Annotated in this window: 15 protein-coding genes; 7 read left to right on the forward strand and 8 right to left on the reverse strand. The window is 67.1% G+C overall.

Annotated features, from left to right (window positions below; all coding sequences use genetic code 11):
* Nucleotides 1-50: 50 nt before the first annotated feature.
* Genes ACWEOI_RS34690 through ACWEOI_RS34700 form a run of 3 tightly spaced genes read right to left on the reverse strand, consistent with a single transcriptional unit; the run spans nucleotide 51 to nucleotide 2207 of the window.
* On the reverse strand, nucleotides 51-545 hold the full coding sequence (locus ACWEOI_RS34690) for a nuclear transport factor 2 family protein (protein ID WP_452362309.1): 495 nt from the start codon (nucleotides 543-545) through the stop codon (nucleotides 51-53).
* A 13-nt stretch (nucleotides 546-558) separates the two neighbouring features.
* Nucleotides 559-1392 carry a TIGR03619 family F420-dependent LLM class oxidoreductase gene (locus ACWEOI_RS34695; protein ID WP_452362323.1) on the reverse strand — a complete coding sequence of 278 codons (834 nt, stop codon included), beginning with the start codon at nucleotides 1390-1392 and terminating at the stop codon, nucleotides 559-561.
* 2 nt (nucleotides 1393-1394) lie between these two features.
* Nucleotides 1395-2207 (reverse strand): SDR family NAD(P)-dependent oxidoreductase, encoded by an 813-nt coding sequence (locus tag ACWEOI_RS34700; RefSeq protein ID WP_452362310.1) that lies wholly within the window; start codon nucleotides 2205-2207, stop codon nucleotides 1395-1397.
* A 105-nt stretch (nucleotides 2208-2312) separates the two neighbouring features.
* On the opposite strand from ACWEOI_RS34700, the gene ACWEOI_RS34705 reads away from it, so the two are divergent.
* Nucleotides 2313-2957, forward strand: a complete 645-nt coding sequence (locus ACWEOI_RS34705) for a TetR family transcriptional regulator (RefSeq protein WP_452362311.1) — start codon at nucleotides 2313-2315, stop codon at nucleotides 2955-2957.
* Between the two features lie 201 nt (nucleotides 2958-3158).
* On the opposite strand, the gene ACWEOI_RS34710 is transcribed toward ACWEOI_RS34705, so the two are convergent.
* Both ACWEOI_RS34710 and ACWEOI_RS34715 read right to left on the reverse strand, forming a co-directional pair.
* On the reverse strand, nucleotides 3159-4247 hold the full coding sequence (locus ACWEOI_RS34710) for an FAD-dependent oxidoreductase (protein WP_433666853.1): 1089 nt from the start codon (nucleotides 4245-4247) through the stop codon (nucleotides 3159-3161).
* Nucleotides 4248-4291: 44 nt separating this feature from the next.
* Nucleotides 4292-4891, reverse strand: a complete 600-nt coding sequence (locus tag ACWEOI_RS34715) for a TetR family transcriptional regulator (protein WP_433666854.1) — start codon at nucleotides 4889-4891, stop codon at nucleotides 4292-4294.
* 462 nt (nucleotides 4892-5353) lie between these two features.
* Between ACWEOI_RS34715 and ACWEOI_RS34720 the strand changes: the two genes are divergently transcribed.
* Nucleotides 5354-5875, forward strand: a complete 522-nt coding sequence (locus ACWEOI_RS34720; protein ID WP_452362312.1) for a hypothetical protein — start codon at nucleotides 5354-5356, stop codon at nucleotides 5873-5875.
* An 85-nt stretch (nucleotides 5876-5960) separates the two neighbouring features.
* Here the strand turns inward: ACWEOI_RS34720 and ACWEOI_RS34725 are convergent, their stop codons facing one another.
* Nucleotides 5961-6683, reverse strand: coding sequence for a TetR/AcrR family transcriptional regulator (locus ACWEOI_RS34725; protein WP_452362313.1), 723 nt, complete (start codon nucleotides 6681-6683; stop codon nucleotides 5961-5963).
* 87 nt (nucleotides 6684-6770) lie between these two features.
* On the opposite strand from ACWEOI_RS34725, the gene ACWEOI_RS34730 reads away from it, so the two are divergent.
* Nucleotides 6771-7877, forward strand: a complete 1107-nt coding sequence (locus tag ACWEOI_RS34730) for an FAD-dependent oxidoreductase (protein WP_452362314.1) — start codon at nucleotides 6771-6773, stop codon at nucleotides 7875-7877.
* 180 nt (nucleotides 7878-8057) lie between these two features.
* On the opposite strand, the gene ACWEOI_RS34735 is transcribed toward ACWEOI_RS34730, so the two are convergent.
* Complete coding sequence (locus tag ACWEOI_RS34735; RefSeq protein ID WP_452362315.1) at nucleotides 8058-8258, reverse strand: hypothetical protein; 201 nt, start codon at nucleotides 8256-8258, stop codon at nucleotides 8058-8060.
* A 396-nt stretch (nucleotides 8259-8654) separates the two neighbouring features.
* Here ACWEOI_RS34735 and ACWEOI_RS34740 point away from each other — a divergent pair, with 396 nt between their 5' ends.
* From ACWEOI_RS34740 to ACWEOI_RS34755, 4 genes are all read left to right on the forward strand, one after another.
* Nucleotides 8655-8789, forward strand: coding sequence for a hypothetical protein (locus ACWEOI_RS34740; RefSeq protein WP_452362316.1), 135 nt, complete (start codon nucleotides 8655-8657; stop codon nucleotides 8787-8789).
* 209 nt (nucleotides 8790-8998) lie between these two features.
* On the forward strand, nucleotides 8999-9592 hold the full coding sequence (locus tag ACWEOI_RS34745; protein WP_452362317.1) for a hypothetical protein: 594 nt from the start codon (nucleotides 8999-9001) through the stop codon (nucleotides 9590-9592).
* A gap of 116 nt (nucleotides 9593-9708) precedes the next feature.
* Entirely contained in the window at nucleotides 9709-11064 is a 1356-nt protein-coding gene (locus tag ACWEOI_RS34750) for an alpha/beta hydrolase domain-containing protein (RefSeq protein ID WP_452362318.1), read from the forward strand.
* A gap of 131 nt (nucleotides 11065-11195) precedes the next feature.
* Nucleotides 11196-11678 carry a nitrilase-related carbon-nitrogen hydrolase gene (locus tag ACWEOI_RS34755; protein WP_452362319.1) on the forward strand — a complete coding sequence of 161 codons (483 nt, stop codon included), beginning with the start codon at nucleotides 11196-11198 and terminating at the stop codon, nucleotides 11676-11678.
* Here ACWEOI_RS34755 and ACWEOI_RS34760 read toward each other — a convergent pair.
* Complete coding sequence (locus ACWEOI_RS34760; RefSeq protein ID WP_452362320.1) at nucleotides 11675-12295, reverse strand: gamma carbonic anhydrase family protein; 621 nt, start codon at nucleotides 12293-12295, stop codon at nucleotides 11675-11677. The two genes, ACWEOI_RS34755 and ACWEOI_RS34760, sit on opposite strands and share 4 nt — an antisense overlap.
* Between the last annotated feature and the right edge of the window lie 274 nt (nucleotides 12296-12569).

A 12569-nucleotide genomic window follows, 5' to 3' on the forward strand; every position in this document is an offset into this window, starting at 1 on the left:
CGCTAACCATAACTGGGTGAAGCGGCCCTGTCGTTAGGGGACCCTCATTTCTATTCGGAAGTGATATTCGCGCCGGTCCAGGGCGCGCGGAGCAGTCCGCGAGCCGTGTCGGAACCGTCCAGAACGCGGGTGACACGACTGGTGAACCGCCAGCCTTCGGGGGTACGGGCGAGCCGGAAGTGGTTGGCCCCGGCACGCCAGACGAAGAACTCGCCGTCGCGGTGGCGGATCAGCAGGGATTCGCACACGGCTTCGGCGGTGTCGCCATCCAGGGTGACCGCCGCCGGGCCCAGGAAATGCGCCGATCCGGCCGCGATCAGTGATTGATGCGCGGTCGAGTCGACCATGGCGCGCACGTCGTCGCGGCTGCGCATGTGCCAGCCCTCGACGTCGTATTCGCCGTCCTCGGTCCACAATTCGGCGACCTCGTCGGCGACCCCGGCGTCCACGAGCGGGCCGTAGGAGGCGATCAGTCGCGTGATGGCGAGCTCGTCCTCGAGCCGCAGCAGCCGGGCTTCGAGGGCGGCGAGACGCTCGTCGGTCATGGGAATCCTTCTGCTAGACGAGATTGCGGTCGACGAGTTCGCGGAGAGCGGCGAGTTGCTCGCAGTAGTGCCCGGCGTCGGTGGCGCGCACGGTGCAGGTCAGGTGGGTGGCGCCCGCGTCGCACAATGCCGTGAGCCTGCGCAGCGAATCCGCTTCGTCGCCTTGCGGATCCAGCGGGGCGCCGGGCGAGAGCACGATGTCGAAGCCCTCGGGAACGGTGACTGTGGCGAGCATGTCGGCGATCTGCTCGGCCTTCAGCCCGAACGGCACCCACCCGGTGCCGAGTGTCACCGCCCGGCGCAGGGACCGGCGGGTGCGGCCGCCGACCCAGATCGGCACGGCGTGGTCGATCGCGTGGGGTTCGATGACGAAGTCCTCGGCTTCCCGGCGGCCCCAGGCCCGTTTCAGTCGTGCCAATGCCGCGTCGGCGAGTGCGCCCCGGTCCTCCCAGGCCGCGCCGAGCAGCGCGAATTCCTCGGCGAGAGAACCGACTCCGACGCCGAGCACGACGCGGCCGTTGCTCAGCCGGTCGAGGGTCCCGTAGCTCTTGGCCAGCGCCAGCGGATGGTGGTAGCCGAGCACGAGCACCGAGGTGGCGAGCCGGATCCGGCTGGTGTGCGCGGCCAGGTAGGACAGTGTCGCGAGGGGATCCCAGTAGGTCGCGCCCCGCACGGCGGCCGCCGCGGCGGGCACCCCGACGTGGTCGGCGCAGGTGAGGTGGTCGAACCCGAGTTCGTCGGCGGCCCTGGCGATCCGGGTGAGTTCCTCCGCCCCGGCCGTGGCTTCCCACGGTGACGCGATCCCCGGAAACTGCACGACGATGGGTGTGGACAGTCCGAGCCGCACGGTCATCGCGCCACCCGCTCGGGCAGTCCCATGAGCCGTCGCATTCCGCGATCGGCGCGCAGCACGGCGGTCGCCCGATCCGGGTCGTTGCGCTGCGCGGCCCCGGCCTCGTTGCCGGACATGATGTGGACCGGACCGTGCCCGAGGTTCGACAGTCCTTCGCGCGCCACGTCATCGGGTTCGGACACCGTCATGCCGGGCACGTCGAAGTTGAGGCCGACCCGTTCCATGGCGGGTGTCCGCGTCACCCCGAGCACCAGTTCCAGGACGTCGACCCCGTATTCGCCGAGTTCGAGCCACAGGCTTTCGGCGAAGATCCGCCCGAACGCCTTCACCCCGCCGTACACGGTGTGATGCTGCGACCCCAGATATCCCGCGAGCGACCCGACCATCAGGATCCCGCCCCGCCCACGGGTTTTCATCCGCGCCCCGAAGTGGTGGATCAGTCCGAGCGGCGCGGTGATGTTCAGATCGATGACCTGCTGGAACGCGGTCAGATCGCCGTCGATGAAGGGCGCACTGTGGGTATTGGCCCCGGCATTGAGCACCAGCAGCCCGACCTCGACGTCCTCGACCGCGGCCACGATCCGGCCTACCGCCGCCGGGTCGGTCAGATCGGTTGCGAGCGTCCGCACCTCGACCCCGAGCTCCCGGCATTCCGCGGCCGTGGCCTCCAGCGGTTCGGCCCGCCGAGCCACCAGTAGCAGCCCGATCCCGGCGGCCGCGAGTTCCCTCGCGAACGACCGTCCGACCCCCTCCGATCCCCCGGTGATGACCGCCCACGGCCCATAACGCTGCGGGTCTACACCGCTCATTGCGACTCCCTCACCTGTGAGATCGAACTCGGTCCCTTCCAGTTCTACAAACTTCCACCCAGAAAAACTAGAGTGAATTCTAGTTATCGGACAGAAGGTGGTTCCATGCCGCGCATCCAGGACTCCCGCGCCCCCGGCCGCGTCTCGACGGCCCGGCAGCTGGAACGCCAGCGCGCCATCCTCCGCTCCGCCGCCCGCCTCGGCGCCGAGCACGGCCTCGAACGAGTCCAGATGTCCGAAGTAGCCCAGTCCGCCGGAGTAGCCCTCGGCACCCTGTACCGCTACTACCCCTCCAAACACCACCTCTTCGCAGGCGTCCTCGACGGCGCTGTCCGCGAACTGCCCCACCCCACCCCGGTTCCCGGCGACCCGATCACGGGCGCGTCCGAATTCCTGGCCGCCGCCGTCGATGAACTCCTCCGCCACCCCCACCTGGCCCGCGCCATGATCGTCTCGATGAACGCCGTCCGCGCCGAAGGCCACGCACTGCGCGCCGAACCCCCCGCCGCGGCTTCCTCCGCCGCGGCGGCCGCCCTCGAAACCGACCACGTCATGCCCGAGCGCATCCTCTCCGCCGCCGGCATCACCACCCCCACCGACGAGGACCGCCGCCTGGCCCGCCTCCTCGAACAATGCACCTACGGCATCCTCACCTGGACCATCGCCGGCCGCCTCACCACCCCCCAAGCCGTCTCCGACGTCCACCGAGCCTGCACCCTCCTCCTCGCCCCCTGGCGCGAACAGCCCTGACCCCCAACCGGTTTGCCCCGGACTCGGGGCCGCCCGGCCTCTCCGCTCAGATCAATTCCCTACTCGTGCACGAGGTTACGGCCTCGAACGCGGCCGGCGAACATGCCCCGGCCGACGATTCCTCCTCGCGCTCGAAACACGGTGTGCATCGTCCACATTGGCGTGTCAGAGATCTTGGTTATCGTTCCGAGCGCCGCCGTCTCACTGCGTCGCAGCACCCGGCAGCCACGCGTAATTGGCTGTGCGCGAGCCGTATTTCGCGTACCGGTTGATCGATTCTTTGCTGAACGCGGCCAGTCGTCCGGAGACATAGAGCCGGCGTGGAACGTCATCGCGGCGCGAGGCCTGCACGACCCCGTCTCGGCGCCCGAGGCTGAGCGCTTGGCCGGTGTAGCCCATGGAGAATCGCTTCGGCGCCCGGCCCGCGATCAACCGCGCCAGCGTCGTGGCCGCGTGCGCGCCCTGCGGTGTGGCGGTCGCGCAGGCGAATCGGGCGTTCGGCACGGCGGCGCAATCGCCGACGACGAAGATCCTCGGATCACCTGTGCTGCGCAGGAACTCGTCGACCACCGCACGACCGTCGCGGGTCACCGGCAGGCCGCTGCGCGCAGCCAGATCGGGCACCCCCGACACGATCGCCCACAGCGTGAGCTCCGATGCCAGCACCTCACCCGAGCCGAGGGTGATCGTGCCGCCACCGGCGTCCACGTCGACGACCGTGTCTCGTACGAGGTCCACCCCCAGCCGTTCGAGGGCGTCGATCACACGCTGCTGCGCTCCCGGGGACAAGCTCGCGCCGATGGCCGCGCCCACCAGGCGGACCCGCAGGCGCGGGTGTGCCGCGGCGATCTCACTCGCGGTCTCGATCCCGGTCAATCCACCCCCGACAACCGTCACCGTGTTGTCCTCGGTCAACTGCCCCAGCTGGTTTCGTGCCTGCCGCGCCCCCTCCCAGGTGCCCACCGGGACCGCGCCCGCCGGTGCCTCCACGGTGCTGCCGACCGCCAGCACCGCGTAGTCGAACCCGAGTTCGCCACCATCACCCATGGTCAGGACGCCGTCGCCGATCTTGTCGACCGCGCCGACACGCAAGGCGATTCCCGCCCGCAGCATCGCGGTCAAAGGCGTTGCCGCACTCCCTGTTCCGGCTATCTGTTCATGCAACCGAACTCGCTCGACGAACTCCGCACGCGGATTGACCACGGTGATCTCCGCGTCCCGCACCCTCCTGGCCAGCCGGTTCGCCGCGATGGTTCCCGCGTATCCAGCACCCACTACCACGATTTTCATCGGTTTCTCCCCTATTCGAACCGGACCGCGTATTCGATACGCGGTCAGTGATTTCCGTCGGCGGGCCCACTCAGCGCGAAGCCGATGACCTCACGCAGTTGTTCGAGTGGCGACCCGCCGACAGCGGCCTGATTTCCCGCGGTCATCACGATGCCCAGGTAGGCGAAGTACACGATCCGCGCCCGCCGCGCGGCCTCCGCCCTATCCAGCCCAGTCCCCGCGAGCACGTTCTCGATTTCAGCGACCAGCGCCAGTGCGAGCTCGGCGAAGATCGCCGATTCGTGCGTGCCACGGACGATGATCGAGCTGTACTCGCGAGACAGCCCGGGATCCTGCGCGAAGTACACGATGAACGGCTCGAACAACGCCATGACAGCCTCGCCCGGCGCCTCGGGCAGTTCCCCACCCTCGCCACGAGCCCGATGAACCGCCCCGATCCATTCGTCGAACACCGCGACCAGCAACGCGTCCTTGTCCCCGACCGCCATCACCGACCCCGTGCTGACCCCGGCGTCCGCGGCGATCTGCCGAACGGTTGTCGCTGCGAAACCCTGTGCACGGAACAGCCTTTCAGCCGCCGCCAACACCTTCCGCCGCGTCGAGTCACGCGCCTCGACCCGCGACTGAACACGTTCACTGAACATGTTCAGTACACTCCCCCACTTCCCGTCACCTGTCAAGGATCAATCGCCCACAGGCTTTCGACGTTTGCCGGCGGCCAGCCCTTCTCGTCGCTGTCCATGGGCCCGGTTTCCGGCTCACCTAGGCCAGGTACGGAAGCTGTGGATCACGCTGGCGAGCGGAAGAAACCGTCGGATCTCCTCCAGCACCGACTCCATCACGGCTCCAAGCCAAGGTGCGTATGCGAGCCAACATATTCCGGAGCCCGGAGGGCACGCACAGCGTCGACGGCAAGAGACACTGCCCAAGTAACACAGGCGCCAACTCCTCAGCGCACAGTCGATTCGGCAGCCGCGGACACCCGGTTGGCGCACAGCGACGCGGACTGGACGGTTCGTATACCCTCCGAAAGGTCCACTTCGGAAGGGGGCGATCCGACGTGGCTCGCGCTCTTCTTCGCGTCAATGGTTGTGTGGGGTAAAGAGATGGCGAGTAGCGACGTCGAGCTGGCGGCACGATGGTGGCAGTGGGCGATGTCGGTGCCGAACGCCAAGAATCCGGTAGTCGACGAGACCGGCGAGTTCGCCGCGATGGATCAGCCGACGGATGTCTGGTTCCTGGCAGGCACTTTCGGTGGGCGAGTCGAGCGGCGGTGCACGATCCCGCACGGCCGACCGATCTTCTTCCCGGCTTTCAACATGTTCCAGAAGGTCCCGGACGGCTTGTTCGCGCGTGGCGAGGTGCCGGTGGCGCCCGCGCCGTCCGGCCACGCCGCCTTGAACGGAGTCCCACTGCCGGTACGAGCAGTGACCAACGACAAGGCATTCCGCATCACGGCGGCAGCGGGCGCCCCCTTCGGCTACACCGGCCGCTTCAAGGCCAAGGCGTGGGGCCTGTGGGTTCGCCTCGACGATCTCGCGCCCGGCGACTACGTCCTCACCTTCGGCGGCGAATACGAGCCCGGCGGCTTCTGGGTCGAGGTCACCTATCAGTTGGAGATCCGCTAGTCCCGCCGGTCCGCAAGCCCAGGGCACCGAACCTTTCGGAGACCCTGGGTGCGGCCGAGCTGTGCCACCATCGGGGCCGGTTCGGTCAGGCCGACGGGTGCAGGTTGTCCAGCATCAGGGTGAGGGTGAACGTGAAGCGGTCGGGGCCGGTGCCGGAGGTGAGTTCGGCGGCGTAGCGCCGGGTTTGCGGGAAGGTGTCGGCGGGCAGAGCGGTGAACCGCTGCACCAGTTCCTCGCGGCTGACGACCCATTCCTGGTTCGGGTGTTTGCGCCGCTGCTGGACCAGCGACTGCTCCAGGGCGTAGGCACTGACGTAGAGGGACATCGCGTCCAATGCCCATGCGGCGGGGCGGGGTTCGATTCCACCCGTAAGAAGGATCGCGAACATTCCCTCCCGGACCCGCAGGGCCTCGAGGTTCGTGGGGACCATGGCCAGGGCGGCGCGTGAGACTCCGGGGTATTTCAGGTATTGGTCGCGGATCTGGCTGAACACGTCGAGGAGCTGATCGCGCCAGGTGGCCGGATCCGGTTCGGGCAGCACGATTTCGGCGCTGAGCCTGCCGACCAGCAGATCGTCGATATCGTCCTTGTTGACGATGTGCGCGTACAGCGACGACGGCCCGGTGCCGAGCAGCGCGGCGACCCGGCGGATGGTCAGCGCGTCGTAGCCCTCGGTGGCGACGACCTCCAGTGCGGCGTCGGTGATCCGAGTGACCGTGATGGGTTCCTTGCGGGGCGAGGACGCCGCGGTCTCGTCGGCGGATTGGGCGTGACGAGCCGCTCGGCGCTGTCGGGGAGCTGCTGGCATGCCGGCCACTATAGCTTGACACGAACTTAGTTCCCCAAGTAGAACAATGTTCGTTAGAGTAGAACTAAGTTCGTTCGGAGGTGCGTAATGCGAGTTTCCGTTATCGGAGCCGGCCTCGGTGGCCTGTGCCTGGCGCAAGGTCTGCGCGGAGCCGGAATCGAGACCGCTGTGTTCGAACGGGATCCGGCGATCACGGCCCGGTTCCAGGGCTACCGGCTGGTGCTGAACCAGGTGGGCTTCGACGCGCTGCGCGGCTGCCTACCCGAGCGCTGGCACCCGCTACTGGACGCCGTAGTCGGCGACGCCTACGGCGAGCGCCTGATCCTGGACCCGCAGCTCAACAAGATCGGCGAGCTCGAGCCGGGCCGCAACGCCATTGTGGTCGACCGCGACGTGCTCCGCCACCTGCTGCTCACCGGCCTGACCGTGCGCACCGGCAGCGCACTGACCGGCTACGACCTGCTGGCCGACGGCCGGGTCGAAGCCCGGTTCGCCGATCGCGATCCGGTCACCGCGGACTTGCTCGTCGGAGCCGACGGCGTCAACTCAGCCGTCCGATCGGTCCTGTCCCCGAAGACCATCCCGACCGACACGGGCGTCCGGTTCGTCATCGGCCGCACTCCGCTGACCGAGCAGTTCACCAGCCTGTCCCGAGCATTCGGCTCGAAGATCGCCGGCGACGGAGTGAGTCTCCTGCTCGGCGCGATGCGTTTCCGCACCCCACCGAAGCAGGCCGCCGAAGCGCTGGCCCCCGAAGTGACCCTGCCCGACATCCACGACTACGTGCGCTGGGCCATGATCCTGCCCCCGAACGGCTCACTCGGCACCGAAACCCCGCAGGAGGCAGTGCTTTCCAGAATGCCCGGCTGGCACCCGGACCTGCGCGCCCTGATCGAGCAGTCCGACCCCGACAACAGCACCCTGCTCTCCATCCGAGTGGTCGAACCCAGCCAACGCTGGACCCCCGGCCCGGTCACCCTGCTCGGCGACGCCATCCACGCCACCTCACCGACCGGCGGCAACGGCGCCAACACCGCCCTGCGCGACGCCGACCTCCTCCGCCGCACCCTCACCCAAACCCCCACCCTCCTCGACGCACTCGACACCTACGAACGCCACATGCTCACCTACGGCGCCGAAGCCGTCCGCCTCAGCCTCTCCGCCCTCCCCGCCTACACCTCCCAGAGAAAATAACCCTGACGGCGGCCTTCCGGTTCGACGAGGAACCGACCATGACTGCTTGTCTCTAGCGGCTGGCCACCGACAGCGACCGTCACCCGCGCCGGCCGGTTCGGCCAGCGCGGTATGCGGCAATAGCGTGCGCTTCCCGCTGCCGTGGCTATCGACTGATAAGAGCGGGGAAAACGGTGGCGATTAGGTGCGTGAGCCAGCGGCAATCTCGACAAACGCCAAACCCTCAGCGAAGGCGGGCGCTCCCACCTCCACGATTATTTCGACCAGTCCCGGCGCTGCGCCGTCGGTGACGCTGATTCCTGTGGAGAACAGTTTGAACGCGCCCGGTGAAACATTGAGATTCACCTCGCCGATCCAGGTGAGCCGATCATCCGACAGCACTCCTTGGCATCCACCCCCGGGCAGACTCTCCCAGAGCCACCTGCTCGCAACGGGCGTATGCAGCGACACTGTCTCTGGCACAGTAATTCTGACAGTCTCTCTCCCAACTGGTTCACTGCGAGGGATCTTGAAGGGCTTGCCATTTCATCATCTGCGAACTCCACCATGGCGGGACCCTGCCTGCCACCCAGCGCAACGGTGTAACGGCTCCAAACCCAGAGATTCGTGTACGAAACTCGGCAGATCAGTGTGTTCGCCGGCGGGCGCCGCGGCCGTCGAGCGCTCAGCGAACGTCGATATCCACCGACCCACCGTCGGAGCAGTACTGGCGCACAGAGGAACCGGCGATGAGGGCAAAGACCTTGCGGCAGGTCGCCAGCGAGAACCCCGGCTGGCATGGCTTCGGCAGCGATGAAACGGGAACGCTCCGACATCGGCGCGGTCGGCCCGTTCGGCAGCATGGTGGCGGTGCGCATGGAGCGCAAGAAGCACTGCGCGGACAACACACTCCTGTCGGCGGCAACCACTTAGGGCGCACTGCCATCGGTCAACACGATCAGCGGCATGTGCGGACGTGTCGAAGGAGAGTCTGTCGAACTTGTCGGCGGTTGGTCGTAGCGTTCGCGGAATGAACCGGAGACCGCAAAAGGAGTCATCTGCGGTAGCCCGGTCTCTTACCGTGACTTTCCAGCCGTGCGAACCCCACGGGCCGTGTCGGTCCCTGGTGACAGCATGTGGGTATGGGTGACTATTTCGAACGAATCGTCGACCTCGATGTGACCTCGGCGGAATCGAGCACGTTGGCCGAGCACATGGTGGACTGGATGGTGTCGCGGCGATGGCTGCTTCGGCAGACTTCGCGCGACGCGATGTACAGCCTCCAGGTCGACGAAGGCTACATGCCCGGCCCCGACTGGCCGCAGATCGCCCAGGACTGGGGTGCCGACTGGGTCCCCGGCCCCGTCGCTGTCATCGTCGGCCGCCACGACCACTACCCCGGACAGGGCTGCATCGAACCGACCTCCGCGGTATGCCCACGCTGCGAGGCCACCACCGTGATCATCGACTACCCACAACAATGGGAAGCCGATCCCGCCGTATGGCAGCCGTTCTCCGACGCGATCGACGCCTGGAAACAGACAGGCACCGGCGCAGCAATCTGCCCCTCTTGCACCACATCGAGCCCCATCACCTCCTGGCAATGGCCAGACAACTTCGCGCTGGGCACCCTCGCCTTCGACTTCTGGAGTTGGCCGCCCCTCACCGAGGACTTCATCACCGAATTCTCCGCCCGAATCGGGCACCGAATCGAACACCACACCGGCAAGTTCTGAACCGAGGCCTCTCACAACCCCGTACGGATCGAAACCCGAAATACGCAGGGCCAGAAGCAGAAGCGACCGGCTGGTCAAGCACTTGTTAGGGTTTCGGGATGGAGCTTTCCGGTCCAGTGGCTGGTCCGATCAACCTGATCTCGACGTTCTTCCCACTGTCCGATGTCGGTTACGTCGCCGAGGAGTACCTCCTGTCCGGTACAGCCGGGTCCTACCGCCTGACCGGCTCGGCCGGTGCCGACGGGGAGTGGGCGACCGAGCCGGACGGCCTCGCACCGTTCACGACCAGACTCGTGGTGTACCGGCCGGTCGAGGGCTACTGCGGAACCGCTGTCGTGGAGTGGCTCAACGCCTCCTCCGGTGCGGACGCGCCGCCGATCTGGCTGCTGGCACACCGGCATCTCATCCGGGCCCGGATGGCCTGGATCGGGGTTTCCGCACAGTACGCGCCGATCCACGGCGGCAGCGTCATGGCCGCGGCCGCCGAGGAAGACGACACCTGGAGCTCGGTCCTGCTGCCGCCGCTGAAGCAGTCGGATCCGGTGCGGTACGCCGATCTGTCGCACCCTGGGGATGCCTACTGCTACGACATCTACCGGCAGGCGGGAGAACTGGTTCGAAGGCTGCTGCCAGGGACCCGGCAGTTGCTCGCGGCCGGGCAGTCCCAATCCGCGGCCACGCTCGTGACATATGTGAATGCCATTGCGCCGCATGGCTCGCCGTACGACGCGTACCTCATCGACGGGCGGCCGGGCCGCCCTGCCACGCTGACCGGCTTGGTGGACCCCGAGGCGCTGGACGGCGGTACGCGGGTGCGTGCGGATTCGACCGCGCCGGTGCTCGTGCTCCAAACCGAGTTCGAGGTGGTCGGTCTCATGCGCTCGATTGCCGCCCGCCAGCCCGACTCCGACCGGTTCCGGCTCTGGGAGCTGGCTGGTGCCGCGCACGCGGACTCCTACAGCGTCGGTGCATCGTTCACCGACTCGGGCTTCCTGACCGCGGAGGAGCTGGCCGAGCGGATGGCGCCGCGGCGCAATCCACTGGGCGTCGATTTCCCCGAGCCGATCAATTCCGGGCCACAACATCACTACGTAGTCCAGCGAGCCATCGCGGCGCTGTCCCAATGGGCCGATGGCGGACCCGCTCCGGCGCAGGCCGATCGGCTCACGGAATCCGCCGGGGAACTGGTGCTCGACGCCCATGGCAACGCGCTGGGTGGCATCCGCACACCGTGGATGGACGTACCACTGGTGGTGCTGTCCGGGCTCGGACAAGAGGACGGCGGCCCGGCGATCATGTTCGGCTGCACGCGACCACTCCCGGGACCCCCTCCGGACGACTACCTCCGAGCATTCCGAGTGGCAACCGACAAGGCGGTCGCGGCCGGCTTCTTGCTGGCCGAGGACGTACCGGAAATCGTTGCCACGGCAGCCGCGAATCAAGCGATGAGCATCAAGGACGCATCCCGATAGCACCACCGATCAGCTGGTGGTCACCGCGTGAGAACTCGTGGCGTCGGTGAATTCGAAAGTAATGCTCGCGTCGTCTCGCGCATTGACGTCGGAGATGCTGCTCCGACTATCGGCGCAGCGGCCGTGGGGGGATGGTGTGGGGAATCGGCGACGGTCACGGCCTGCGTACTCACGATGTCGCCGGATTCCGGGTGGGCGGCCTGTCGTGCTGGGAGAACTGGATGCCCCAAGCCCGTCACGCCCTGTATGCCGACGGGGAAACCCTCCATATCTCCACCTGGCCCGGATCGGTCCGAAACACCCGAGACATCACCCGATTCGTCGCGCTGGAAGGTCGGGTCTATTCCCTGGCCGCCGGAGCCGTGCTCGACTACAGCGATGTACCTGAGGACTTCCCGTTGCGAGACATGCTGATCTCACAAGGCAAGCCGGCCGGCTATGACGGCGGCTCCGCGATCGCCGGGCCCGACGGCGACTGGCTGGTCGAGCCGGTGATCGGTGCGGAACGCCTCGTGATCGCCGATTTCGATCCCGCCGGCCACTACTCTCGCTCCGATGTCTTCTCGGTCACTGTAGACCGCCGCCGGTCCCCGGCAACCTTTCTCGACGACTAGCTACTGCCTGCGTTGCGGCGCAATTCGTGCAAGGGAGTCGATACGTCGCGGCCGGTGCTGAGCCGCGGGCGGTCGATCGGAATCTCGGTCAGTGGTAAGGTCTCCCGCATCGAAGCCAACGACCTCTTGGCCAATTCCTGATAGACCTTGACGCCGTTGGCTTTCCACCGCAAGGTCTGCTCATCCAAGGGCCGGGTCTCGGTGACCGGGTTACCGACCGCGAGATGCGCTGCGGGGATCGCCGTGTCCGCCCGAACCATGCTTCCGGCGCCCACGAGCGCGCGGGCTCCCACCCGTGCGCCATCCATCACGATTGCGTTCATGCCGACCATCGCCCCCGACTCGATGACGCAACCGTGCAGTACCGCACCGTGTCCGATGTGGGATTCGTTCTCCAGCACCAACTCTCGCCCCGGAAACGAATGCAGCACGCAGCCATCCTGAACATTGGATCCCGCACCGATGACAATCGGGCCGAAGTCGCCTCGGACGCTGGCCACCGGGCCGATGTAGCAGCCACTTTCGACCACGACATCTCCGATCAGCACCGCTGACGGGTGCACGAACGCGTCGGCGGCTATAACCGGTATAACTCCGTCAATTTCATAGCTGGGCATACCCACTCCTGTTCCCCCGGGCGGCCCCGGTCAGTTCCGGAGCCTCTCACAACGTCTCGGGGCGTCAGAATTCGGCGTCGAAGCAGGGCTTGAGCCTGTAATCGGCAGTTGCGGTCGTTCTGCACCGCAACGGGATCCGGCCGCCCGCGCCCCGCGCTGGCCGGTTCGGTCAGCGCGGTATGCGGCATGAGCGGATATTCGAGTTCTGGGGCTTCATCGTGTTGAGTGGGGTGATGGGTCTGGCGCGCAAGGGAACTCGAATTCTCGACGTTGA

The organism is Nocardia sp. NPDC004340, assembly GCF_053602575.1.

Coding starts and splice junctions, on each gene's coding strand:
- ACWEOI_RS34725 (WP_452362313.1), bottom strand. CDS start 6,683: ATGCCAGCAGCTCCCCGACAGCGCCGAGCGGCTCGTCACGCCCAATCC.
- ACWEOI_RS34740 (WP_452362316.1), top strand. CDS start 8,655: ATGGCTTCGGCAGCGATGAAACGGGAACGCTCCGACATCGGCGCGGTC.
- ACWEOI_RS34720 (WP_452362312.1), top strand. CDS start 5,354: ATGGCGAGTAGCGACGTCGAGCTGGCGGCACGATGGTGGCAGTGGGCG.
- ACWEOI_RS34730 (WP_452362314.1), top strand. CDS start 6,771: ATGCGAGTTTCCGTTATCGGAGCCGGCCTCGGTGGCCTGTGCCTGGCG.
- ACWEOI_RS34705 (WP_452362311.1), top strand. CDS start 2,313: ATGCCGCGCATCCAGGACTCCCGCGCCCCCGGCCGCGTCTCGACGGCC.
- ACWEOI_RS34715 (WP_433666854.1), bottom strand. CDS start 4,891: ATGTTCAGTGAACGTGTTCAGTCGCGGGTCGAGGCGCGTGACTCGACG.
- ACWEOI_RS34710 (WP_433666853.1), bottom strand. CDS start 4,247: ATGAAAATCGTGGTAGTGGGTGCTGGATACGCGGGAACCATCGCGGCG.
- ACWEOI_RS34690 (WP_452362309.1), bottom strand. CDS start 545: ATGACCGACGAGCGTCTCGCCGCCCTCGAAGCCCGGCTGCTGCGGCTC.
- ACWEOI_RS34760 (WP_452362320.1), bottom strand. CDS start 12,295: ATGCCCAGCTATGAAATTGACGGAGTTATACCGGTTATAGCCGCCGAC.
- ACWEOI_RS34745 (WP_452362317.1), top strand. CDS start 8,999: ATGGGTGACTATTTCGAACGAATCGTCGACCTCGATGTGACCTCGGCG.
- ACWEOI_RS34700 (WP_452362310.1), bottom strand. CDS start 2,207: ATGAGCGGTGTAGACCCGCAGCGTTATGGGCCGTGGGCGGTCATCACC.
- ACWEOI_RS34755 (WP_452362319.1), top strand. CDS start 11,196: ATGGTGTGGGGAATCGGCGACGGTCACGGCCTGCGTACTCACGATGTC.